23 protein-coding genes are annotated in these 22,489 nt (G+C 59.4%); 18 read left to right on the top strand and 5 right to left on the bottom strand.

Going from position 1 to position 22,489, the window contains the following annotated elements; all coding sequences use genetic code 11:
- Nucleotides 1-82 precede the first annotated feature (82 nt).
- From ruvC to ACR0IV_RS08135, 18 genes are all read left to right on the top strand, one after another.
- A complete protein-coding gene (gene ruvC, locus ACR0IV_RS08220) occupies nucleotides 83-580 on the top strand; it encodes a crossover junction endodeoxyribonuclease RuvC (protein ID WP_480657084.1) in 498 nt (165 codons plus the stop codon).
- On the top strand, nucleotides 577-1,251 hold the full coding sequence (ruvA, locus tag ACR0IV_RS08215; RefSeq protein ID WP_480657085.1) for a Holliday junction branch migration protein RuvA: 675 nt from the start codon (nucleotides 577-579) through the stop codon (nucleotides 1,249-1,251). Before ruvC ends, ruvA begins: the two co-directional genes overlap by 4 nt.
- A gap of 4 nt (nucleotides 1,252-1,255) precedes the next feature.
- Complete coding sequence (gene ruvB, locus ACR0IV_RS08210) at nucleotides 1,256-2,275, top strand: Holliday junction branch migration DNA helicase RuvB (RefSeq protein WP_480469129.1); 1,020 nt, start codon at nucleotides 1,256-1,258, stop codon at nucleotides 2,273-2,275.
- A gap of 61 nt (nucleotides 2,276-2,336) precedes the next feature.
- On the top strand, nucleotides 2,337-2,960 hold the full coding sequence (locus ACR0IV_RS08205; protein ID WP_480469130.1) for a hypothetical protein: 624 nt from the start codon (nucleotides 2,337-2,339) through the stop codon (nucleotides 2,958-2,960).
- Nucleotides 2,957-3,340 carry a tol-pal system-associated acyl-CoA thioesterase gene (ybgC, locus tag ACR0IV_RS08200; RefSeq protein ID WP_480469131.1) on the top strand — a complete coding sequence of 128 codons (384 nt, stop codon included), beginning with the start codon at nucleotides 2,957-2,959 and terminating at the stop codon, nucleotides 3,338-3,340. The genes ACR0IV_RS08205 and ybgC overlap by 4 nt, the downstream gene beginning before the upstream one ends.
- Before the next feature lie 105 nt (nucleotides 3,341-3,445).
- Nucleotides 3,446-4,141, top strand: coding sequence for a protein TolQ (gene tolQ / locus ACR0IV_RS08195; RefSeq protein WP_170397391.1), 696 nt, complete (start codon nucleotides 3,446-3,448; stop codon nucleotides 4,139-4,141).
- A gap of 2 nt (nucleotides 4,142-4,143) precedes the next feature.
- Nucleotides 4,144-4,614, top strand: a complete 471-nt coding sequence (gene tolR / locus ACR0IV_RS08190; RefSeq protein WP_480657086.1) for a protein TolR — start codon at nucleotides 4,144-4,146, stop codon at nucleotides 4,612-4,614.
- A 15-nt stretch (nucleotides 4,615-4,629) separates the two neighbouring features.
- Complete coding sequence (locus ACR0IV_RS08185) at nucleotides 4,630-5,748, top strand: energy transducer TonB (RefSeq protein WP_480657087.1); 1,119 nt, start codon at nucleotides 4,630-4,632, stop codon at nucleotides 5,746-5,748.
- The gene (gene tolB, locus ACR0IV_RS08180; RefSeq protein WP_480657088.1) at nucleotides 5,745-7,064 is read left to right on the top strand and encodes a Tol-Pal system beta propeller repeat protein TolB; all 1,320 of its coding nucleotides are present in this window, start codon (nucleotides 5,745-5,747) and stop codon (nucleotides 7,062-7,064) included. Before ACR0IV_RS08185 ends, tolB begins: the two co-directional genes overlap by 4 nt.
- Nucleotides 7,065-7,151: 87 nt before the next feature.
- The gene (gene pal / locus ACR0IV_RS08175) at nucleotides 7,152-7,658 is read left to right on the top strand and encodes a peptidoglycan-associated lipoprotein Pal (RefSeq protein WP_480469135.1); all 507 of its coding nucleotides are present in this window, start codon (nucleotides 7,152-7,154) and stop codon (nucleotides 7,656-7,658) included.
- Nucleotides 7,659-7,662: 4 nt separating this feature from the next.
- Nucleotides 7,663-8,487: a tol-pal system protein YbgF gene (ybgF, locus tag ACR0IV_RS08170; RefSeq protein WP_480658541.1), complete on the top strand. Its 825-nt coding sequence runs from the start codon at nucleotides 7,663-7,665 to the stop codon at nucleotides 8,485-8,487.
- A complete protein-coding gene (gene tilS / locus ACR0IV_RS08165; RefSeq protein WP_480657089.1) occupies nucleotides 8,484-9,737 on the top strand; it encodes a tRNA lysidine(34) synthetase TilS in 1,254 nt (417 codons plus the stop codon). Before ybgF ends, tilS begins: the two co-directional genes overlap by 4 nt.
- Before the next feature lie 77 nt (nucleotides 9,738-9,814).
- The gene (gene ftsH / locus ACR0IV_RS08160; protein WP_480657090.1) at nucleotides 9,815-11,731 is read left to right on the top strand and encodes an ATP-dependent zinc metalloprotease FtsH; all 1,917 of its coding nucleotides are present in this window, start codon (nucleotides 9,815-9,817) and stop codon (nucleotides 11,729-11,731) included.
- A gap of 91 nt (nucleotides 11,732-11,822) precedes the next feature.
- Nucleotides 11,823-12,410, top strand: a complete 588-nt coding sequence (locus ACR0IV_RS08155) for an MOSC domain-containing protein (protein ID WP_480657091.1) — start codon at nucleotides 11,823-11,825, stop codon at nucleotides 12,408-12,410.
- A 143-nt stretch (nucleotides 12,411-12,553) separates the two neighbouring features.
- A complete protein-coding gene (locus ACR0IV_RS08150; protein WP_480657092.1) occupies nucleotides 12,554-14,230 on the top strand; it encodes a formate--tetrahydrofolate ligase in 1,677 nt (558 codons plus the stop codon).
- A 58-nt stretch (nucleotides 14,231-14,288) separates the two neighbouring features.
- Nucleotides 14,289-14,594 (top strand): chorismate mutase, encoded by a 306-nt coding sequence (locus ACR0IV_RS08145; RefSeq protein ID WP_480657093.1) that lies wholly within the window; start codon nucleotides 14,289-14,291, stop codon nucleotides 14,592-14,594.
- Nucleotides 14,595-14,646: 52 nt separating this feature from the next.
- The gene (gene folD / locus ACR0IV_RS08140; RefSeq protein ID WP_480469141.1) at nucleotides 14,647-15,537 is read left to right on the top strand and encodes a bifunctional methylenetetrahydrofolate dehydrogenase/methenyltetrahydrofolate cyclohydrolase FolD; all 891 of its coding nucleotides are present in this window, start codon (nucleotides 14,647-14,649) and stop codon (nucleotides 15,535-15,537) included.
- Between the two features lie 227 nt (nucleotides 15,538-15,764).
- On the top strand, nucleotides 15,765-16,502 hold the full coding sequence (locus ACR0IV_RS08135; protein WP_480469142.1) for a LytTR family DNA-binding domain-containing protein: 738 nt from the start codon (nucleotides 15,765-15,767) through the stop codon (nucleotides 16,500-16,502).
- A gap of 3 nt (nucleotides 16,503-16,505) precedes the next feature.
- Here the strand turns inward: ACR0IV_RS08135 and pdeM are convergent, their stop codons facing one another.
- The 5 genes from pdeM to ACR0IV_RS08110 form a co-directional block, all read right to left on the bottom strand.
- Nucleotides 16,506-17,168, bottom strand: coding sequence for a ligase-associated DNA damage response endonuclease PdeM (pdeM, locus tag ACR0IV_RS08130; RefSeq protein WP_480657094.1), 663 nt, complete (start codon nucleotides 17,166-17,168; stop codon nucleotides 16,506-16,508).
- A gap of 41 nt (nucleotides 17,169-17,209) precedes the next feature.
- A complete protein-coding gene (locus ACR0IV_RS08125) occupies nucleotides 17,210-19,621 on the bottom strand; it encodes a ligase-associated DNA damage response DEXH box helicase (RefSeq protein WP_480657095.1) in 2,412 nt (803 codons plus the stop codon).
- 39 nt (nucleotides 19,622-19,660) lie between these two features.
- Nucleotides 19,661-20,968, bottom strand: coding sequence for an ATPase (locus tag ACR0IV_RS08120; protein WP_480469144.1), 1,308 nt, complete (start codon nucleotides 20,966-20,968; stop codon nucleotides 19,661-19,663).
- 116 nt (nucleotides 20,969-21,084) lie between these two features.
- The gene (locus ACR0IV_RS08115) at nucleotides 21,085-21,630 is read right to left on the bottom strand and encodes a prepilin peptidase (protein ID WP_480657096.1); all 546 of its coding nucleotides are present in this window, start codon (nucleotides 21,628-21,630) and stop codon (nucleotides 21,085-21,087) included.
- A gap of 3 nt (nucleotides 21,631-21,633) precedes the next feature.
- Entirely contained in the window at nucleotides 21,634-22,485 is an 852-nt protein-coding gene (locus ACR0IV_RS08110; protein ID WP_480469146.1) for a tetratricopeptide repeat protein, read from the bottom strand.
- Nucleotides 22,486-22,489: the final 4 nt, after the last annotated feature.

Raw genomic sequence — 22,489 nt, 5'->3', positions numbered from 1 at the left:
GTTGAATTCCTTGGAAAATGTTCACGCTTCGTGCTAATCGATGGAAAAAGGTCACACGAACCCGAGCAGGCCAATACAAAATATGCGAATTCTGGGCATTGATCCGGGTCTCAGGACCCTGGGATGGGGCATCATCGAATCGACAGGCAGCCGTCTAAGTCACGTGGCGAACGGCTTGTGCAAATCCGACGGCGATGATCTGGGTGAACGGCTTCTGTCGCTGCACAACCAGATTGTCGAAGTCATTGCCGAGCATCAGCCCGATCAGGCCGCCATCGAACAGACCTTCGTCAACAAAGACGGGGCAGGGACATTGAAGCTGGGTCAGGCGCGCGGTGTGGCGTTGTTGACCTTGGCGCAAGCGGGCCTGCCTGTGGGCGAATACGCCCCCAACCGGGTCAAGAAAACCGTGGTCGGCGTCGGCCATGCTGAGAAAGAGCAGGTTCTGCATATGGTCAAGTTACAGCTGCCGGGGTGCTCTCCCAAGGGTGCGGACGCCGCGGATGCTCTGGCGATCGCGATCTGTCATTCCTACTATGGGGCTGCTCCGCGGGCGCGGGTGAAAGAGGTGCGTGCATGATCGGCAAACTTACGGGACGGCTGGATTACCGCGCGGCGGATCATGTTCTGATCGACGTGCGCGGGGTCGGTTATATCGTCTATTGCTCGGACAGGACCATGGCAGCTCTGCCGGGTGTAGGTGAGGCGGTCTCGATCTACACTGATATGGTCGTACGCGAAGACCTGATGCAGCTGTACGGGTTTCTGTCCCTGATTGAGAAAGAATGGCACCGCCTGCTGTGCTCAGTTCAGGGTGTGGGCGCCAAGGTGTCGCTGGCCATTCTCAGCGCGCTGGGGCCGGATGGCGTGAGCCGCGCGATTGCGTTGGGGGATTGGGGGGCGGTCAAGGCGGCCAAAGGTGTCGGACCGAAGACGGCGCAGCGCATTGTGCTGGACCTCAAGGATAAGGCTCCGGGCGTGATGGCCATGGGGGGTACCGTGACCGAAGCGATGGATGGACCGGCGCTGGAAGTGGTCGAAACTGAGCCTTCGCCCGCACCGACGCGCGTGGCGAAACCGGTCTCGGGCTCAGCGGCAGCCTCTGCCGGGGCGCTGTCTGCGCTGGGTAATCTGGGCTATGGCCCGTCCGAGGCGGCCTCGGCGGTGGCTGAAGCAGCGGCGAACTTGCCCGATGCAGGTGAGGCCGAGCTGATCCGGGCCGCGTTGAAACTGCTGGCTCCGAAAGGGTGATTGAATGGTAGACGCCGACCCCACCCTGCGCCCTGAGCCGATGCCCGAGGACAATGACCGCGCCTTGCGCCCGCAAGGCCTGGATGAATTCATCGGTCAGGCAGAGGCACGTGCAAACTTACGCATCTTTATTCAGTCGGCCCGACAACGGGGCGAGGCGATGGATCATACGTTGTTCCACGGCCCTCCGGGATTGGGCAAGACGACGTTGGCGCAGATCATGGCGCGGGAATTGGGGGTGAATTTCCGCATGACCTCGGGGCCGGTGTTGGCCAAGGCGGGGGATCTGGCGGCGATCCTGACCAATCTGGAATCGCGCGATGTGCTGTTCATCGATGAGATCCACCGCCTGAACCCGGCGGTGGAAGAAGTGCTGTATCCGGCGATGGAGGATTTCGAACTGGATCTGGTGATCGGCGAAGGCCCTGCCGCCCGGACCGTTCGGATCGAGTTGCAACCGTTTACGCTGGTCGGAGCCACCACGCGGATGGGGTTGCTGACAACCCCGCTCCGGGATCGCTTTGGCATTCCGACACGATTGCAGTTTTATACCGTCGATGAGTTGCACGAGATCGTCACGCGGAATGCGCGCAAGTTGGGCGCGCCTGCCGATGATGAGGGCGCACGCGAGATCGCGCGGCGTTCGCGTGGAACGCCGCGGATTGCAGGGCGCTTGCTGCGACGGGTAGTGGACTTTGCCATTGTCGAGGGCGATGGGCGGATCACGCGTGATCTGGCAGACGGGGCGCTGACCCGGCTTGGCGTGGACAATCTGGGACTGGACGGGGCTGACCGCCGCTATCTGAAACTGATTGCCGAGAACTACGCGGGCGGTCCCGTGGGGATTGAAACCCTCTCGGCGGCCTTGTCCGAAAGCCGGGATTCGCTGGAAGAGGTGATCGAGCCCTATCTTCTGCAGCAAGGCCTGATCCAGCGCACACCGCGCGGGCGGATGTTGGCGCAGAAGGCGTGGACCCATCTGGGAATGGCGGCACCCAAAGGGCAGAGCGATCTGTTTGGTTGAAGCTGTGCGCTTAAGAACTTATGCCTCTCGGTGAGAGATTTGTTAGAATGAAGGGCCAAGCGTGACTCCGGAAGAGATTGAGGCGCTGTTCACCCGCGAAAGTGGAGAATTCCTGTTTGCGCGTTGGGGGCGTCCCATCGTGCCGATCGTGTTCGGTGTCGAGGATGAGACGCTCTCGACCGTCAAGGGCGCGTTTGAAGCAGTCGTCACGTTGGCCGGTCACAAGATGGCCGAGACGGATCCCGAACTCGGCGCCAATTGCATGGTTTTTTTCTTCCGCGATTGGCAAGAGCTGCTTGAGGTGCCCGATCTGGACCGGCTTATCCCGGATTTGGCACCGCTGGTCGAACGACTGGTGGCTGCTGACGCCAACCAGTACCGTATTTTCCGGTTCGAGGAAGATGGTGCCATTCGGGCGGCTTTTGTATTTCTGCGCATGGACAAAGAACTCTCTAAAGTGCCGGCAGAGACCTTGGCGCTCAGCCAGGTGGTGCAGACCATCCTGCTGTGGTCCGATGCTGCATTTCGCAGCACTTCTCCTTTGGCTATCGCCGGTGAGGCGACGATCCTGCGGCCCGATATTGCCGCGTTGATCCAGGCCGCCTACGATCCTATTCTGCCCGGTGCTGCGCAGGACCCCTCTCATGCGTTGCGCTTGTTCGCCAGATTGGAGCCGCCGCAATGAAGCATCACTACCCGGTCCGTGTTTATTACGAAGACACCGACATGGGCGGCGTGGTCTATCATGCGAATTATCTGAAATTCATCGAACGCGCCCGGTCGGACTGGGTGCGTAAGCTGGGTAATGATCAGAACGCGATGCGGGACGCAGGTATCGTCTGGGTCGTGCGGCGGATCGAGGCGGATTATCTCGCAGCCGCTAGGTTTGAAGACGAGCTAATGGTCGAGACCGAGATGGTCTCGCTCTCGGGTGCGCGGCTAACGATGTCCCAGTCGGTCAAACGCGGCGAGACGGAAGTTTTCCGCGCCGAGGTGACGGCTGTCTGCATGAATGCCGAGGGCAAACCGGTACGCCTTCCGGCAGAGATTCGCGCATTGATGTAACAATTTCACCCTTGGGGGTGGTTCTGTTGGCTTTTCACATCCATCTGCGCTAGCGTTTGGCAAAACAAGGCCAAATGGCCATCAGGCAAAACAAAGAGCAGGTTCATGGAAGCTGAAACGCTGGCGCTGGCGCAGGAGATCGATTTCTCCATGTGGGGGCTGTATGCCCGCGCGACCTTTATCGTCAAACTGGTAATGCTGATGCTGATCGGTGCATCCATCTGGTCCTGGGGCATTATCATTCAGAAGCTGATCAACTACCGCGCTGCGCGTCGCGAGGCGCAGGTGTTTGACGAAAGCTTCTGGTCTGGCAATCCGCTGGATGAATTGTTCGAGCAGATCGGAACGCAGCCCGATGGCAGTTCTGAGAAGATTTTTGCGGCTGGAATGATAGAATGGCGGCGCTCACACCGCACCGATGGCGGGCTGATCGCAGGGGCGACTGCGCGGATTGACCGGTCGATGGATGTGGCAATCGCCAAAGAGGCTGAGGGGCTGCAGAAGGGGTTGCCCATTCTGGCAACCGTGGGTTCGACAGCTCCGTTCATCGGTCTGTTTGGCACGGTCTGGGGTATCATGAATGCCTTTATCGAGATTGCCGAGCAACAGAACACAAACCTCGCCGTCGTGGCCCCCGGCATTGCCGAGGCGCTGCTGGCCACGGGTCTTGGCCTGCTGGCTGCGATCCCGGCGGTGATTTTCTACAACAAGCTCAGCGCGGATAGTGATCGGATCGTGGGCGGCTATGAGGCCTTTGCCGACGAGTTCGCCACCATCCTGTCGCGTCAGTTGGATAGCTGACGATGGGTGCGGCGGTTCAGCAAAGCTCGAGCGGGAACGGACGCAGGCGTGGGCGGCGGCGTGGGCGCGCGCAGCCGATGGCCGAAATCAATGTGACGCCTTTTGTCGATGTCATGCTGGTGCTGCTGATTATCTTCATGGTGGCCGCGCCACTTCTGACGGTTGGCGTTCCGGTTGATCTGCCCAAGACGGCTGCCAGCGCTTTGCCCGGTGATAACGAAGAACCGCTGACCGTGACCCTGACGGCCGATGGTCGGGTACAGATTCAGACCACTGACATTCAGCGCGAAGAGTTGATTGGCAGGCTGCGCGCGATTGCGGCAGAACGCAGCAGCGACCGGGTGTTCCTGCGCGCGGATGGTGCGATCCCGTACGCGCAAGTGATGCAGGTGATGGGCGCGCTTAATGCGGGTGGGTTTTCCAATGTGGGCCTTGTGACCGATACCGGCGGGCCAACGCTGGACGATGGGTGAGAGTGAGGTCGCACGGTGGATACCGGCACCAAGATTTCAGCAATTGCGCATGTCAGCCTTATCAGCTGGGCGCTGTTCGGAGGCACGTTCCGATCCGAGCCGCTGCCGATGGCTGTGCAGGATGTCTCGGTGATTTCATCCGAACAGTTTGCGGCGCTGAGCGCGCAGCGCAATGCACCCGAAGTGCCAACCGATCCGGAAGAGCTCGAGCAGCCCGAGACCCCGGATCAGATCACCGCACCGGACCCCGTGCCGGACACTCCGCCAGAGCCGGAAGCTGTACCGCAACCGGAGCCAGAGCCCGAGCCGGAGGTCCAGCCGGAAACCGTCGAGATCGCGCCTGAACCTGAACTGATCGAGGAGCTGCCAACGCTGGATCAGCCCGAACCGGAAGTGGCCGCACTGCCTGTGCCTCCGGGCCCTGAGGCTGAGCCGCAGCCTGCGGACAGAGTTGCACCTGAGGCGATTGCACCGCCTCCGCCGGAGGCGAAACCGGATGACATCGAAACCCCTCCGGTCTCATTGGACGAAGGGGCAGAGACGCAGCAGGAGCAGCAGGATCAGACCGCGCCGGAAGAGGCCGCGCCCGAGATCGTGACCGAGGCGGAAGAGGTTGAAGATCCGGCCCCGCGCACCTCTCCGCGCCCGCGTGTGCGCCCCAATCGCCCGACGCCTGAGCCCGAACCCGAGGTGGCCGAGACGTCCGAGCCCGCGCCGACAGAACCTGCACCGACCGAGCCCGTTCAGGATGAGCAGGCCATCAATGACGCACTGGCCGAGGCATTGGGGAGTGGCTCCGAGCCTTCAGGTCCGCCGCTGACCAGCGGGGAAAAGGATGCGATGCGGGTGGCCGTGTCGCAGTGCTGGAATGTCGGATCGTTGTCGACCGACGCGCTGCAGACCGTGGTGGTCGTCGGTTTCTCGCTGACACCAGATGGTAAGGTAGTCGGCGGTAGCCTGAGGATGCTGGATAGTTCTGGTGGCTCTGCAGCGTCTGCCAAACAAGCTTATGAAGCTGCGCGTCGCGCGGTTTTACGCTGTGGGGCAAAAGGATACGACCTGCCTGCTGACAAATACAGCCAGTGGCAGGATATTGAGATTACATTCAATCCCGAGAGGATGCGGATCAAATGATGAAACTTCTGACCAGCCTCTTTATTGGCCTGACCCTGCTGACAGCTCCGGCCTATGCTCAAAGCGGGCCGCTTCGTCTGGAAATTGACGAAGGCATCATTGAGCCGATGCCCTTTGCGGTCCCAAACTTCGTCCCGGACAACGCGGCGGCTGCGCAATATGCGCAGGATATCTCTCGCGTGGTGGTGTCTGACCTGACGGGAACTGGCCTGTTCCGCGAGATTTCGTCGGATGCATTCATCAGCCGGGTCAGCAGCTTTGATGCTCCGGTGCAGTTCGCGGATTGGAAGGCGATCAACGCGCAGGCACTCGTGACGGGGGCCGTGAATGTCTCGGGCAAGCGGCTGACGGTGCGGTTCCGGGTGTGGGATGTGTTCTCGGGTCAGGAACTGGGCAACGGGTTGCAGTTTGCGGGCACTACGGACGGTTGGCGGCGCATGGCGCATAAGGTGGCTGATCAGGTCTATACAAGGATAACGGGCGAGGGGGCCTATTTCGACAGCCGTGTGGCCTTTGTTTCGGAAAGCGGGCCTAAGGATCAGCGGCTTAAGCGGCTGGCGATCATGGATTATGATGGCGCGAATGTACAGTATCTGACAGACAGTGCGGCCATCGTGTTGGCCCCTCGGTTCTCGCCCACCGGCGATCGGTTGCTTTACACCAGCTATGAGACTGGCCAACCACGGATCTATCTGCTGGATGTGGGGCGCGTACAACGTCAGGAATTGCCGACACTGGAAGGTACAATGAGCTTTTCTCCGCGCTTTTCGCCGGATGGACGCTCGATTGTCTATTCGCTGACGCAGGGCGGGAATACCGACCTTTGGAAAATGGATCTGGCCTCGGGCCAAAGCGCGCGCTTAACCAATACGCCGGCCATTGAAACCGCGCCCAGCTATTCGCCGGATGGCAGCCAGATCGTGTTTGAAAGCGACCGCTCGGGGACGCCGCAGCTCTATGTCATGCCCGCAAACGGAGGTGAGGCAACGCGGATCAGCTTTGGGCAAGGTCGCTACGGCACGCCCGTCTGGTCCCCGCGCGGCGATCTGATTGCGTTCACCAAACAGAACAAAGGCCGGTTCCATATCGGTGTAATGCGCACCAAGGGAGACGAGGAACGTCTGCTGACCGCTTCGTTCCTTGATGAGGGGCCGACGTGGTCACCCAATGGCCGTGTCATCATGTTCACGCGCGAAACGCAGGGCGCCAGCGGTCGCTCGACACTGTATTCGGTCGATATATCGGGCCGTAATCTACGTCCGGTCCGCACGCCGGACGGGGGTAGCGATCCATCCTGGGGTCCATTGCAGAATTGATCTGTCCTGGCTGTGGATAACGTTCACAACGAAGATGCGGTGTGATAGAAACGCGCCAATAAACAAACGAAACACGAGGCACCTGAAATGAAACTATTGAGCAAAATCGCGGCTGTCGGGGCGCTGACCCTGATCGCCGCATGTTCCAACAATGATCCTTCCGCATTGGGCGGTGGTGGTCCCGGCGCCAACGGAGCGCTGGTGCCGGGTTCGCCGAGCGATCCGCGCTCGCCAGCCTATTTCCAGCAGACCGTGGGAGATCGGGTTCTGTTTGCGGTCGATCAATCCACGCTCAGCCCGCAGGCCCAGACCGTTCTGCAAGGGCAGGCCGACTGGCTACTGGCCAACCCCGATTTTGTGGCCAACATCGAAGGTCATGCGGATGAGCAGGGCACGCGGGAATATAACCTTGCCCTGGGCGCGCGCCGGGCGAATGCGGCGCGTGAATATCTGATCTCGCGCGGGGTGGCGGGCAACCGTCTGACCACGGTCAGCTTTGGTAAAGAGCGCCCGATTGAAATTTGCAGCACCGAGGAATGCTATTCCAAGAACCGCCGCGCGGTGACGGTGCTGACCGGCTCAACCTTGGGGTAAGATGATGCGATTTGCAGGATTGGTTCTGGCGACGGTTGTGACCGTCGCTGGTGTGGCACAGGCACAGGATCAGCAAACGCTGGCGGATATCCGTCAGGAGTTGACGGTGCTGCATGTGGAAATCCAGCGTCTCAAGCGTGAGTTCTCGACCACCGGCTCGCCCGCGCCCAACCTATCCGGCAGTTCCGTGCTGGAGCGCGTTGATGCCATCGAGGCGGAATTGCAGCGCCTGACGCGCCAGACCGAGCAGTTGAACCAGCGGGTCCAGAATATCGTTACCGATGGCACCAACCGTATCGGCGATCTGGAGTTCCGTCTGGTCGAACTGGAAGGTGGCGATCTCAGCACACTGGGTGAGACCTCGACTCTGGGTGGTGAGACGTCGACCGAGGTCGCAGTTGCCCCGACGCCCCCCCAGCCCGATGTGACTGAACAAGGTGAGTTGGCGATCGGAGAGCAGGCAGATTTCGATGCGGCCTCACAAGCGCTCGTGGATGGGGATTTCCAGACCGCAGCCAATCTGTTCTCGCAATTTGATCAGGCTTACCCGGGCAGCCCGCTGGCGGCACAGGCCAACTTGCGGCGCGGTCAGGCTCTGGAAGGATTGGGTGATACGCGCGAGGCTGCCCGGGCATTCCTGGCCAGCTTCACCGGTGATTCCGAAGGGCCGCTGGCCCCCGAAGCTTTGTTTGAGCTGGGTGCGGCGCTTGGACGTCTGGGGCAGACCGATCAGGCTTGCATCACGCTCGGCGAGGTTGGCGTGCGCTTCCCAAGCTCGGCCCCGGCAAGCTCGGCCACGCAGGAAATGGCGGCGCTGGGCTGTTCTTGACCTCTGACACCGATACGCTTCGGTCCGAAATTCTGGCACGCCTGCCAGACCCACTGCCGCGCCGTCTGGGTGTGGCCGTGTCCGGTGGCAGCGATTCGACGGCTCTGTTGCATCTGCTTGCAAGCATCGCTCGGGAAACGCAGGTCGCGCTATTTGCAGCAACTATTGATCATGGGCTGAGGCCCGAATCGGCTGCCGAGGCTGCATCGGTTGCGGTATTGGCGCAAAGCTGGGGCATTCCGCATCAAACCTTGAAGTGGCGAGATTGGGACGGGTCCGGCAATCTGCAGGATCAAGCCCGACGTGCGCGGTATCGGTTGTTGGTGGAATGGGCAGATGATCTTGGGCTGGAAGCTATTGCACTGGGACATACGGCAGATGATCAGGCTGAAACCGTTCTGATGCGGCTTGCCCGGTCGGCGGGCGTTTCTGGCCTGTCCGGCATGGCGGCAGAACGTGCTGAGGGCGGTGTCTCTTTGCTGCGCCCGATGCTTTCGATCACGCGTGCACGGCTGCGCGACTACCTGACAGAGCAGGGGATCAACTGGATCGACGACCCTTCGAATCAGGACCCGCGCTTTGATCGGATCAAGGCGCGCGACGCACTGACCCGGCTGGATCAGATCGGAATTACGGTCGAAGGTCTTTCGCGCGTTGCTGACAATCTCGCACAAGCCCGCGAGGCTTTGGCGCGATACGCGCAGGAATCCGCCCGTCATCATGTACAGGTTGTGGACGGCGATTTGTGTTTCGATCGAGAGGGTGCCACGGCGTTGCCGCACGAGATTCGTCGGCGTCTTTTGGTGGCTGCGGTCATGTGGCTGGCAAACAAAGACTATCCACCCCGTCAAAACGCTATTGATCAGGCGGTACAAGCGCTGCTGAGCGGTCAGGCGACCACTCTGAGCGGCTGTCACCTGATTCCGGATGGTAAAAATACGTGGATTTGCAGAGAGCTAAATGCCGTCAGCGCCCAGACAACACGTCCCGGCACCGTGTGGGATGGGCGCTGGGTTTTGACAGGACCCGAAGCATCCGGTGCTGAAATTCGCCCTTTAGGTGAGGATGGCATCCTGCAACTGACGGATTGGCGGTCGGCGGCCAAGCCCCGCGCGGTATTGATGTCAACACCGGCTGTTTGGGTTGATGAAACCGTTCTGGCCGCCCCATTGGCCGGTTTTGCCAATGGATGGGCGGTAAATGCTCCCTCTGGCAGGCCTGACTTCTATGCCGCAATTTTATCTCATTGAACCTGCCACAATCCTCTCTATTTTAAGGAACAACCCCGGCGGGTCCCCATCCGCCGAAACCTTCTAGGAGAATTTCCTTGGGCAACGCTCGCAACATCGCCTTCTGGGTCGTTCTGTTTCTGCTGATCCTGGCACTGTTTAACCTGTTCAGTGGCCCCAGCGGATCGCTTCAGAACAACGAACGCACTTATTCCGAATTCGTCAGCGCCGTAGACGCCGGAGACGTCACCAGCGTGACGCTGGATGGCGAACAGATCCGCTATCGCACGAATGACAATCAGGATTATGTCACCATCAAACCCGGCGATGCCGAGGTGACCAAGCTGCTGATCGACAAGAACATCCCCGTGCGTGCTGAAAAGCAGCAGCAATCCGGGTTCCAGTCGTTCCTGATCACGCTGCTGCCCTTCCTGCTGCTGATCGGTGTCTGGGTCTATTTTATGAACCGGATGCAAGGCGGCGGCAAAGGCGGGGCGATGGGCTTCGGTAAGTCCAAGGCCAAAATGCTGACCGAAAAGCATGGCCGCGTTACGTTTGATGACGTGGCGGGCATTGACGAGGCCAAGGAAGAGCTGGAAGAGATCGTAGAATTCCTGCGTAACCCGCAGAAGTTCTCGCGCCTTGGTGGCAAAATCCCCAAAGGCGCGTTGCTCGTTGGCCCTCCGGGTACTGGTAAGACTCTGCTCGCCCGCGCGATTGCGGGTGAGGCGGGTGTGCCGTTCTTTACCATTTCGGGCTCGGATTTCGTTGAGATGTTCGTAGGTGTTGGTGCGTCTCGTGTGCGCGACATGTTTGAACAGGCTAAGAAGAACGCGCCCTGTATCGTCTTTATCGACGAGATCGACGCGGTGGGTCGCCACCGTGGTGCTGGCTATGGCGGCGGGAATGATGAGCGCGAACAGACGCTCAACCAGTTGCTGGTTGAGATGGACGGGTTCGAAGCCAATGAAGGCGTGATCATTCTGGCGGCCACCAACCGTAAGGACGTTCTCGACCCCGCGCTGCTGCGTCCGGGCCGGTTCGACCGTCAGGTCACTGTGGGCAACCCCGATATCAAAGGCCGCGAGAAAATTCTGGGCGTTCACGCGCGGAAAACACCTCTGGGTCCCGATGTCGATCTGCGCATTATCGCACGTGGCACTCCGGGCTTCTCGGGTGCCGATCTGGCGAACCTCGTGAACGAGGCCGCGCTGATGGCCGCGCGTGTGGGCCGCCGCTTTGTCACCATGGAAGACTTCGAGAACGCGAAGGACAAGGTGATGATGGGGGCCGAGCGCCGCTCGATGGTGCTGACCCAAGACCAGAAGGAAAAGACCGCCTATCACGAGGCCGGTCACGCCGTGGTTGGTCTGGAATTGCCGCTGTGCGATCCGGTTTACAAGGCGACGATCATTCCGCGCGGTGGCGCGCTGGGTATGGTTGTGTCCCTGCCCGAAATGGACCGTCTGAACTATCACCGCGACGAGTGTGAGCAAAAGCTGGCTATGACCATGGCAGGCAAGGCCGCCGAGGTCATCAAATACGGTGAAGATCACGTCTCGAATGGACCTGCGGGTGACATCATGCAGGCCAGCCAGTTGGCGCGCGCCATGGTGATGCGTTGGGGTATGTCTGACAAGGTCGGCAACATCGACTATGCCGAAGCCCATGAAGGCTATCAGGGCAACACAGCCGGCTTCTCGGTATCCGCTCATACCAAAGAGCTGATCGAGGAAGAAGTGAAGCGCCTGATCCAACAAGGCTATGAGCGCGCGCACCAGATTCTGAGTGACAAGAACGAAGAATGGGAGCGTCTGGCGCAAGGTCTGCTGGAATACGAAACCTTGACCGGGGATGAGATCAAGCGGGTCATGAATGGCGAGCCGCCCAGCGAAGGCGATGATGAAGGCGATAAGCCGGACGAGGGCAACGCGCCCAGTGTCACCGCGATCCCGAAAACCAAGGCTAAGAAATCTCCGCCCGAAGGCGGAATGGAGCCGGAACCTTCGACATAAACGTAAAAACCCGGGCCTCGACCCGGGTTTTTCTTTTCAATCTGCGCCGGGTGATCTCTGGCGCATTCATACGCGATGAAAGAGGGGTACCATGCCGGTCCTGATAGAAACCGAGTTTGTGGCCGAAACTGTCTGGCTGGGACATGTTCCAGCGAGTAAATCGCTGCGGGCGCAACCTGTCGAGGCATTGACGCTCGGCTTCTCGGGCGGCCAGGGCGCGCGGCATGAGGGAGAGACACGAGCGTCCTGCGTGCGGGTCAAGAATCTGTATCCCGAGGGCACCGAAATTCGCAACGTACGCCAATTATCGGTTCTTTCTGCTGCAGAGGTGCAGATGATTGCGGATGACATGGGATTGGATCAACTGGACCCGGCCCTGATGGGGGCCAGCATCGTGTTGCGCGGTATCCCGGATTTTACCCATGTTCCCCCGTCTTCGCGGCTGCAGGCAGAGAGCGGGCTGACTATCGTGATCGACATGGAAAACCGCCCCTGTGTTTTGCCGGGGCGCGAGATCGAAGCGGAAACACCGGGTAAGGGCGCGGCGTTCAAACCTGCCGCAAAGGATCGCCGAGGTGTAACCGCCTGGGTGGAACGCCCCGGCTCTCTGCGTGTCGGAGAAAAAATGAAGCTGTTCGTTCCGGATCAGCGCCCGTGGGCGCCTGTGGTTTCCGATTAGAAACTGTTGATTGATCTTACGACGCTTCGCGACACCAGAATGTCGGAAACCAGAGTTATCTGAATGGTACACAACGGTATGGATTGCGCAGCGCCGACGCCCTGCGTCGGTTTTGCACGGCATTCAACTAAGGACTCCGGCCAATGAGCTATAAATCCGACATCGAAATCGCTCGCGAGGCGAACAAGAAGCCGATTCAGGAAATCGGTGCAAAGATCGGCATCGAATCTGCGGATCTGCTGCCCTATGGCCACGACAAGGCGAAGGTTAGCCAGGACTTCATCAACTCGGTTCAGGACCGCGAAGATGGCAAGCTGATTCTCGTGACCGCGATCAACCCGACCCCGGCAGGCGAAGGTAAAACCACCACCACCGTTGGTCTGGGTGATGGCCTGAACCGCATCGGCAAGAACGCGATGATCTGTATCCGTGAAGCCTCGCTTGGCCCGAACTTCGGCATGAAAGGCGGCGCTGCAGGTGGCGGTTACGCGCAGGTTGTTCCGATGGAGGAAATGAACCTACACTTCACCGGTGACTTCCACGCGATCACCTCGGCCCACTCGCTGCTGTCGGCGATGATCGACAACCACATCTACTGGGGCAACGAAGCTGAAATCGACACCCGCCGCGTTGCATGGCGTCGTGTGGTCGACATGAACGACCGCGCTCTGCGTCAGATCACGGCGTCTCTGGGCGGCGTGTCGAACGGCTTCCCGCGTGAGGCAGGCTTTGACATCACCGTGGCCTCCGAAGTTATGGCGATCCTGTGCCTGTCGAACGACCTGAAAGATCTGGAAAAGCGTCTGGGTGACATCATCGTTGCGTACCGCCGCGACAAGACCCCGGTTTACTGCCGAGACATCAAAGCAGAAGGCGCAATGACCGTTCTGCTGAAAGACGCAATGCAGCCGAACCTGGTTCAGACGCTGGAAAACAACCCGGCATTCGTCCACGGCGGGCCTTTCGCGAACATCGCGCACGGCTGTAACTCGGTCATCGCAACCAAAACCGCCCTCAAAGTGGCCGACTACGTTGTGACCGAAGCGGGCTTTGGTGCGGACCTGGGTGCTGAGAAGTTCATGAACATCAAGTGCCGCAAGGCGGGCATCGCCCCGTCGGCAGTGGTTCTGGTTGCCACCGTTCGCGCGATGAAGATGAACGGCGGCGTTGCCAAGGCCGATCTGGGTGCTGAAAACGTCGACGCCGTGAAGTCGGGTTGCGCCAACCTGGGCCGTCACATCGAGAACGTGAAATCCTTCGGTGTTCCGGTTGTTGTCGCCATCAACCACTTCGTCACCGATACCGATGCCGAAGTTCAGGCGGTGAAAGACTACTGCGGTGAGCACGGGGTTGAAGCGATCCTGTCGCGCCACTGGGAGCTGGGTTCGGAAGGCTCTGCGCCGCTGGCCGAGAAGGTTGTCGAGATCGTTGAAGGTGGTTCCGCGAACTTCTCGCCGATCTATCCAGATGAGATGCCGCTGTTCGAGAAAATCGAAACCATAGCCAAGCGTATCTATCGTGCCGACGAAGTTCTGGCCGACAACAAGATCCGCAATCAGCTGCGCGAATGGGAAGAAGCCGGATATGGCAACCTGCCGGTCTGCATGGCGAAAACGCAGTACTCGTTCTCGACCGATCCGACCCTGCGCGGCGCGCCGACCGGTCACTCGGTTCCTGTACGTGAGGTTCGCCTGAGCGCCGGTGCTGGCTTCATCGTGGTTGTCTGTGGTGAGATCATGACCATGCCCGGCCTGCCGCGCAAACCAGCCGCTGAGACGATTCGCCTCAACGAAGAAGGCCAGATCGAGGGCTTGTTCTAAGCGCTTGAATGATACATCTCGTGGTCCGGGGACTTCCCCGGGCCGTGAGGAGAATAGAATGCCCACTCTGACACCGCCGCGAGACTGTCATACGATGCAGGAATTGCGGCCTCAGATCGACAAGCTGGACCGCCAACTGATCGAATTGTTGGTAACGCGCTCAAGCTACATCGACCGCGCGTCCGAGCTGAAACCCGGCGAGGGGCTGCCCGCCCGCATCCCGGAACGTGTCGAAGATGTGGTGCAGCGCGTGCGCAAGAGTTCGGATGAATTGGGTATGGATCCCGATCTTGCAGAGAAACTCTGGCGCATCTTGATTGATTGGTCGATCGCCCGCGAAGAGCGTGTGCTCGGCCCCGACTGAAGACCCGGGCGCTTTCGGCGCCCGATCCGTTTTTGAAAGAAGGGATCAAAGGATGGTAGCGCAGGTTATCGACGGTAAGGCTTTTGCGGCCAAAGTTCGCGCTCAGGTGGCCGATCAGGTGGCAAAGCTGAAGGAAGAAAACGGTATCACGCCTGGTTTGGCTGTGGTGCTGGTGGGTGAAGACCCGGCGAGCCAGGTTTATGTCCGCTCGAAGGGAAAGATGACCGTTGAAGTCGGTATGAACTCTTATGAGCACAAGTTGGATGCCGACACCTCGGAAGAGGACCTGCTGGCCCTGATCGACAAACTGAACAATGATCCTGCCGTACACGGCATTCTTGTACAGCTGCCGCTGCCGAAGCATCTGAACGAGGATCTGGTGATCAACTCGATCGACCCGGCCAAGGATGTCGATGGGTTCCACATCTCGAACGTGGGCTTGCTGGGCACTGGCCAGAAGTCGATGGTCCCCTGTACTCCTCTGGGCTGTCTGATGATGCTGCGCGACTACCACGGCTCGCTGTCGGGCATGGATGCGGTTGTCATTGGTCGTTCGAACATCGTGGGCAAACCGATGGCGCAGCTGCTGCTGGGTGACAGCTGCACTGTGACCATCGCGCATTCGCGCACCAAGGACCTGCCGGATGTTGTGCGCCGCGCCGATATCGTTGTGGCCGCAGTGGGCCGCCCCGAGATGGTTCCGGGCGACTGGATCAAGGAAGGCGCAACTGTCATTGACGTGGGCATCAACCGGATCGAACGTGACGGCAAGAACAAACTGGTTGGCGACGTCGACTATGCCAGCGCCGCCGAACGCGCGGGCGCGATCACACCGGTTCCGGGTGGTGTAGGTCCGATGACCATTGCCTGCCTGCTGGCCAACACTCTGACCGCCTGCTGCCGCGCGAATGATCTGCCCGAACCAGAAGGCCTGACAGCGTAACTCTGCTTTACAGGGGCTTCGACGCAACCCCTGACATCTCATCCGGGCCGGAAAGCACCTGCGCTTTTCGGCCCGTTTTGCATCTGCATCCCAGAAAATTAATTCGCATATTAACGGGTTTGACTTAACGTCAACCGGTGATAAGCCTTCTGCTCCAGCTGGTTAGGAGGATAAGATGCCTTCCAACTAAGCGAATTCGAGAATGCGTTAGGGGCGCGCGGGTTTGTATGAGATCTAAACTGGAACCTATATTGGCGCAGGTCTACCTGCAGCGCATTCTGGCTGGCCTCGTATTCATTCCGTTGATGGCCTACTCATTCGCGCCATTTCGGGACATGACCCTATCTTTCGTCGAACGACTGGTGTTCTGGTCGGGTGTCATGCTGTTGGCCCTGGCGGCGACCTGGGCCGCGGGCAAGCTGGTGCGCGACCGATTGCTGCGCGCAGGCCTGTTGCTGCGTGACCTCGCGTTTGCGCTGTTGATCCTGATACTCTTCGCCCCGGCGTTATGGGGGCTGACCTGGGTTCTGTTCACGCTCAACGGTCTGATGGCGCCCGGATTGTTGGTGGTTGTGCCATATGGTGTGCTGTTTGCTACGGGCCTGTTGCTGGTTCGTGAGCGGGATCAGCCCGATGTGCTGGAGGAAGAGGTCAAACCACGCCTGTGCAGTCGGCTACCGTCTGGTTTTCAGGGTCAGATCTATCGGCTAACCGTCCGCGATCACTCGGTCGACGTTGTGACGTCAGAGGGGACCTTCACGATCCGCTCACGCTTTACGGACGCGATTGCCGAGATGGAGCCCGTGTCGGGCCATTGTACCCATCGGTCGCATTGGATCGTGGATGCGGCAATTACCGGGATTGAGAGGCAGAATGGCAAGACTTTCCTGCGTTTGTGCAATGATGACCTTGTTCCGGTTAGCCGGAAATACAAACCAATGCTGGAAGAGGACGGGCTTCTCTGACCCTCACCTTGGCATTGGAACCATCCGCGGATGAGCCCCGGTCAGGATCGCCCGTGCATCTGCACCCATCAGATTGGACAGCGCAACATCTGAGCTGCGCAACCCACCGGTATAAGTGCCATAGGCCGGTAAGATCAGGCGTTCATGATCGATAAGGAAAGCTGGGCGCGTGACGTGACGGCCACGCACAGATAGGCCGACTTTGGGATGATAATGCCCCGAGATCTCACCCTTCCCACGGGGCTCGGCGATATGACGGAATGTCAGCCCCTCACAAGTCCACTCGGCCAGATGCGTTCCACCCAGTTCAACCGGACCGGGGTCGTGATTGCCCTCAATCCAAATCCAGCGCCGTCCGGCCTGTAGGGTTGCGATCTGCAGCCGGTCTTCCTGCGGTAATGATTGAGAAGCACGCAGATCATCAAAACTGTCGCCCAGACAGATGACGATAGCCGCATTCGTCAACGCTAAATCAGTTATCAGTCGGGTCAGGGTATCGCGATTGTCATACGGAGGCAGGGCAGGCCCGCCCCTGCGGGCTGCCCGCTCGGACTTGCCCAGATGCAGGTCCGAGACACATAAAATCTTCTGATCTGGCCACCACAAGGCGCCAGAGCCCAGGGCAGACAACCCATGATTCGTGAACGTAAAGTCAAGCGTGTTCATGATCCGTTCTTTGCGTGTTTTCGCGTTTCGCGCAAGCGGAATCAACCGGGCATCAAGCCAGCTGCCTGCATCAGTCGGGCGCTTTCTTCGGCCAGAAGACGCTCTTCGGCTTCGCCTTTGACGGGGACTTTGCCGACCTCGAGAAACAGAGGTGCGGCCAATGGTGAGACCCGACTCAATCGTAACAAATCAACACGATCCCCGATCCGGGCGATCATCGCTTCGATTCGCCCGAAATCGACCAGCCCCCGCATGGCCTCTTCGCGAGTGATCTGCATCAGCAGGTGGTCGGGGTCGTATTTCAGTAGCGTGTCGTACAGGATATCGGATGAAAACGTCGCCTGCCGCCCGCTTTTGCGTTGCCCACCGGTGTTGCGTTCGATCAGGCCCGCAATAGTGGCTGAGGCGCGAAATGTTCGCTTCATTACGGCATTGCCCGCCAACCACGTTTCCAGCCCGTCTCGCAGCGCATCAAGCTGGAACAAAGGGCGCGGATCGGTCACCGCATCCAGCCCCCAGATCAGCGTGGCGTAGTCGGTGGCGACAAAGCCCAGAGGGGCGAGCCCTGTTTCCTCCATCCGCTTGGTCAGCAGCAGCCCCAGTGTCTGCTGCGCATTACGACCGGCAAAGCCATAGGCGCATAAATGTTCACGCCCGTTATCGGGAAAGCTCTCGATCAACAGCCGGTCGCGTTGTGGCAGCCGCGAAACGTCGCGTTGCAAAGCCAGCCAATCGGCAGTGTGGGTGGGCAACTGGGGCCAATCGGGCTGTGCAAACATACGCAGAATGCGATCGCTCAGCTGTGTCGAGGTGGCGAATTTCGTGCCCATGAAGGTCGCGATCTTGGGTTTTTTGTCCGCGCGACGGCTGACCTCAACCACCATTTCGCGCAGACCTTCATAGCGGACGATCTGGCCGCCGATCAGAAAAGTGTCGCCCGGTGTCAAAGACGCGGCAAAGCCTTCCTCCACCTCACCCAACGGTTTGCCGCCGCGATTGCGTCTCAGCCGAACCTTCAGGGTATCGGTGTCTTGGATCGTACCCAGATTCATCCGGATGCGTTGTGCGGCGCGCGGGTCACGCAGCTGCCAGCGCCCGTCAGGCCGCTGCTGCAGGCGTTGCCAACGATCATAGGCGCGCAGGGCGTACCCTCCGGTTGCGCAGAAATCCAGACAAGCGTCAAACGCGGTGCGGGTGAGCGCGGCATAGGGGCCCGCTGCGGTCATCTCAGAGAAAAGCGCATCGGCCTCAAATGGCCCTGCTGCAGCGGCGATCAGGACATGTTGGCAGAGCACGTCCCGAGGGCCCAGTCCGCGAGGTTCGCCGTCCAGATCATGCTCTTGCACCGCTTGCAGCGCAGCGACGCATTCGACCACTTCGAACCGGTTGGCGGGCACCAGAAGAGCCTTCGACGGCACGTTGTAGCGATGATTTGCCCGCCCGATCCGCTGCACCAGCCGTTTGACATTCTTTGGCGCGCCGATCTGTATCACCAGGTCGACGTCACCCCAATCGATCCCAAGATCGAGGCTGCCTGTGCAAACGATGGCGCGCAGATCACCACGCACCATCGCGGCCTCGACCCGCTCGCGTTGTTGCCGATCCAGACTGCCGTGATGGATGCCAATCGGCAGACCCTCGTCATTGGCGAGCCACAGGTTGTGGAAGAATATCTCGGCCTGCGCGCGGGTGTTGTGGAAGATCAGAGTGGTCTTGTGCTGCCTGATTTGTTCCAACACTGCTGGGATGGAGTAGGCAGCGCCACCGCCAGACCAAGGGGGCATTTCATCGGTCTGCAGCATGGTGATATCGGGATCGGGGCCAGGATCGGCCTGAATTATCCTGCAAGGATCGGGATGACGGGCCAGAAAGCGCGCAATGCCCTCCGGGTCTTCCACGGTTGCCGACAGACCTACGCGACGCAGATCGGGGCAGAGCGTCTGCAACCGTGCCAGTGCCAGCATCAGCTGATCGCCCCGCTTGCTTTCGGCCAGAGCATGGATTTCATCGACAATAATGCGCTGCACCCCGGCAAACATGCGCGGGGCGTCTTCGTACGAAGTCAGCAATGCAAGGCTTTCGGGCGTGGTCAGCAGGATATGTGGAGGATCGGCGCGTTGACGTTTCTTTTGGGTTGCAGACGTGTCGCCTGTGCGGTCCTCAATCCGGATGGGCAGGCTGATCTCATCCACTGGGATGCGCAGGTTGCGGCGAATGTCGGCTGCCAGCGCCTTGAGCGGAGAGACATAAATGGTGTGCAGCCCGTCATGCGCACCGTCGTACAGCTCGGATAAGGAAGGCAGAAACCCCGCCATCGTCTTGCCACCCCCTGTAGGGGCAATCAGCAACGTCGCCGGGTCCTGTGACCGGTCGAACATCGCTTGCTGATGCGGATGGATGGACCATCCTTTGGCGACAAACCAATCGTTAATCCGGGCGGGAATCTGCTTCATCGCTGCAGATTACCCGCTCGGGATCAGAAGGACAGGGGGTCAGTGAATGATCTTTTCTTCCTTGACGAACATGTTCGCCCAGGCGCGGTCGATCAGATCGGGGTTCATCTGGTAGGGGATGCCTTCGAATTCGCAGATCGAGATCATCTGATCGATCAGGAAGATCGGCTGGTAGTTCGCATAAATGTTGTTGATCGTCGGGTATTTGACCTTCAACAAGTGCACCAGTGCGGCCTCGTCCAATGGCATCCCGCGCTTGCGGGCCACCATGGCGAAGATCTTCAGGAAGTTCTCCTGGTTCGGACCATCGATCTTAATCTTGAAGAAGATCCGGCGCAGGGCCGCTTGGTCGAAGATCTCGTTCGGGTGGAAGTTGGTCGAGAAGATGACCAGCGTATCGAAGGGAACCTCGAACTTTTCACCCGATTGCAGACCAAGGATATCCTTGCTTTCTTCCAGCGGAACGATCCAGCGGTTGATCAGGGCCTGAGGGGGTTCGGCCTGACGTCCAAGGTCGTCCACGATGAAAATGCCACCGGTGGATTTCAATTGCAGGGGGGCCTGATAGGTCCGCGCGGTGGGGTTATAGACGAGGTCGAGCATGCTCAGCGACAGTTCACCACCGGTTACAACGGTGGGACGTTCGCATTGCACATACCGGGTATCGAAGCGTTTGCGGCGGCGCAGGCTGTTGGGGTCGTCGGCTTCTTGTTCAATCGCGGTGTGCACGATCGGGTCATAAACCGTAATCACCTGTCCAGCATACTCGATAGCCCACGGGACATAAACATTGTCACCCAGCGCGTCCCGGATCCCGTTCGAGATTGAGGACTTACCGTTACCCGGCGGGCCATACATCAGGATCGAGCGGCCAGCACTCACCGCCGGGCCCAGATGATCCAGCAGGCTGTCAGGCAGAACCAGATGGCCCATCGCCCCGGTCAGCTGATCGCGTGTGACCTGAATATTGCGGATCGATTGGCGTTTGACCTGCTCGCGATAGATGTCCAGTGGCACGGGCATCGCGCCGAAATATTCCGACTGGCTGAGGGCGTCCAAAGCGCGCGCCTTGCCTGCATCAGTCAACTGATAACCCATCTCATTGCCTGAGTTGGCATTCAGGGTGCCCGTCGCTTCCAGCAGTTTCTGTTCGCGCGCAATATCGATGAGTTCCTGCGTGACCGAACCGGGCAGACAGATTGCCGCCGCGATCTCGGTGACTGTGTCTACATTCTTGCGAAAGATCGTTTTAAGCAGAATGTCACGCATCATCACCAGCGGAAGCTGCATCTCAGCCAACCCTTTGGGGGCAGGGGGGGCCATAACGGAGGTCGTCTGCATGTTCATGAGCGGGGCTCGTCTGTCAATGTTCACACCAAAGGCCCCCTAAAGGGCCGTTTGAGGAAAATTTGACGCGGCTTTGTGGCAGGACCAAGGCGCGGGCAAGGCGCACAGATGATTGTTTACGATCCGTGAATTATGCCCAAGATCAGATAGATGGCGAGACTTCCTGCCAGAGGGAGGCCCATAGGAAACTTCTTACCCTGATCCCAGCTTTCCCAGTCCGGCGCGACTTGGCGTAATTTGGTGTGCTTGGCCAATCGGTGGGCTGTAACGGCGCCAAGCGTTGTCGCGGTCAGGATCACCATCACAAACATCAGGTCTCCCGTCCAGATAAACGGCGCAGCGGCAGCGCAGAATTTGGCATCTCCAGCACCCATCACCCCGGCGGCGTTCAGGACAATGCCAAGCAGCAAAATGACAATGATGTGAAGCAGTTGCCAACCATAGACCGGAAGCGACACTGACAGCGGGCCAAAGCTCCCAGCCACCCAGTCACCGGACCATGGCGGCAGGACAAAGAGTCCGACAACAACAAAGACCAAGGCCAGCGCCATGACTGCGTGGTTCTTGATCTTCATCTCGCGCATATCCGTGAACGCGACATAGAAACAGATCGGCAGCACGAAAGGCAAAAACCACGCCGCTGCTGCCGCTGGGATGATCATGGATCAGGCTTCCTCAAGCGCGCGGAGCGAACGGACGGCCTCGTCAAAATGCTGTGGATGGGTCGCGATGGCTTCGCGATACAGGTTTTTGGCGAGGTTGATGTCACCCTGTTTGACGGCAGAAATTGCCAGCGTATTCAGCAGCCTCGCTCGTTCGGCCTGAGTCATGGGCACTACAGGTACGCTGTAATTCCCTTGCGCGCTGCGCGCCAATACCAGGTTGTTCTTTGCGGTGAACAAAGACTGATCATGACGGATGGCTTCTGTGAAAAGCCGTTCTGCTTCGGCATATTGTCCGCGAGTCAGCTTGGAATACCCCCAGTTGTTCATCACACCTGCTGGGCGGGTCGTCAGACCAACAGCCGTTTCGTAGAAGTGGTCGGCGCTTTTCCAATCCTTTCTGGAATCAGCAACCAGCGCTTCGAGCCTATAACGTTTGAAGGTTTCATAAGTCGGGGGGATGCTATCGAGAGTTGCTTTCGCGCCGTTCCAGTTTCCGCTGCGCACTTGTGCGTCCGCGTATTCAACCTGGTCAGCGTTGTTGGCACCCTTCATGGTCAGCACGCGTTTCCACGCGGCGGCGGCCTCGGTATTGCGCTTTGCACGGGTCAGGCTGATCGCCAGCCCGCGTTGCAGATCGATGCGGTCGGGGTTCTTGATAGCTGCACCTTGGAAATAGGTAGCGGCCTCGTTGGGGTCGGCCGCGTTCAGCATCACGTCATTCAGGTTGGTCTCGTCGATGACGTTGACTTCCTGAAAGGTGCGCTCGACCTTTTCCTCTTCGGTTTCTTTGGCACAGGCGGTCAAAACCAACCCGCACGCAAACATCGTCGGAATCAAGAAGGGGTGGCGCATTTTT

The sequence above is a fragment of the Ruegeria sp. C2 genome (assembly GCF_056537765.1).
The sequence above is the reverse complement of the archived record's forward strand: the minus strand, read 5'-3'. Positions and strand labels throughout refer to the sequence as shown.

What these genes read in the sequence shown, in the direction of transcription:
- tolB (WP_480657088.1), top strand. Translation starts at nt 5,745, where the DNA reads ATGATGAAACTTCTGACCAGCCTCTTTATTGGCCTGACCCTGCTGACA.
- ruvA (WP_480657085.1), top strand. Translation starts at nt 577, where the DNA reads ATGATCGGCAAACTTACGGGACGGCTGGATTACCGCGCGGCGGATCAT.
- ybgC (WP_480469131.1), top strand. Translation starts at nt 2,957, where the DNA reads ATGAAGCATCACTACCCGGTCCGTGTTTATTACGAAGACACCGACATG.
- ACR0IV_RS08110 (WP_480469146.1), bottom strand. Translation starts at nt 22,485, where the DNA reads ATGCGCCACCCCTTCTTGATTCCGACGATGTTTGCGTGCGGGTTGGTT.
- ruvC (WP_480657084.1), top strand. Translation starts at nt 83, where the DNA reads ATGCGAATTCTGGGCATTGATCCGGGTCTCAGGACCCTGGGATGGGGC.
- ACR0IV_RS08145 (WP_480657093.1), top strand. Translation starts at nt 14,289, where the DNA reads ATGCCCACTCTGACACCGCCGCGAGACTGTCATACGATGCAGGAATTG.
- ACR0IV_RS08115 (WP_480657096.1), bottom strand. Translation starts at nt 21,630, where the DNA reads ATGATCATCCCAGCGGCAGCAGCGGCGTGGTTTTTGCCTTTCGTGCTG.
- ACR0IV_RS08135 (WP_480469142.1), top strand. Translation starts at nt 15,765, where the DNA reads ATGAGATCTAAACTGGAACCTATATTGGCGCAGGTCTACCTGCAGCGC.
- tolQ (WP_170397391.1), top strand. Translation starts at nt 3,446, where the DNA reads ATGGAAGCTGAAACGCTGGCGCTGGCGCAGGAGATCGATTTCTCCATG.
- ACR0IV_RS08125 (WP_480657095.1), bottom strand. Translation starts at nt 19,621, where the DNA reads ATGAAGCAGATTCCCGCCCGGATTAACGATTGGTTTGTCGCCAAAGGA.
- ACR0IV_RS08155 (WP_480657091.1), top strand. Translation starts at nt 11,823, where the DNA reads ATGCCGGTCCTGATAGAAACCGAGTTTGTGGCCGAAACTGTCTGGCTG.
- tolR (WP_480657086.1), top strand. Translation starts at nt 4,144, where the DNA reads ATGGGTGCGGCGGTTCAGCAAAGCTCGAGCGGGAACGGACGCAGGCGT.
- folD (WP_480469141.1), top strand. Translation starts at nt 14,647, where the DNA reads ATGGTAGCGCAGGTTATCGACGGTAAGGCTTTTGCGGCCAAAGTTCGC.
- ybgF (WP_480658541.1), top strand. Translation starts at nt 7,663, where the DNA reads ATGCGATTTGCAGGATTGGTTCTGGCGACGGTTGTGACCGTCGCTGGT.
- ACR0IV_RS08120 (WP_480469144.1), bottom strand. Translation starts at nt 20,968, where the DNA reads ATGAACATGCAGACGACCTCCGTTATGGCCCCCCCTGCCCCCAAAGGG.
- pdeM (WP_480657094.1), bottom strand. Translation starts at nt 17,168, where the DNA reads ATGAACACGCTTGACTTTACGTTCACGAATCATGGGTTGTCTGCCCTG.
- ruvB (WP_480469129.1), top strand. Translation starts at nt 1,256, where the DNA reads ATGGTAGACGCCGACCCCACCCTGCGCCCTGAGCCGATGCCCGAGGAC.
- pal (WP_480469135.1), top strand. Translation starts at nt 7,152, where the DNA reads ATGAAACTATTGAGCAAAATCGCGGCTGTCGGGGCGCTGACCCTGATC.
- ACR0IV_RS08150 (WP_480657092.1), top strand. Translation starts at nt 12,554, where the DNA reads ATGAGCTATAAATCCGACATCGAAATCGCTCGCGAGGCGAACAAGAAG.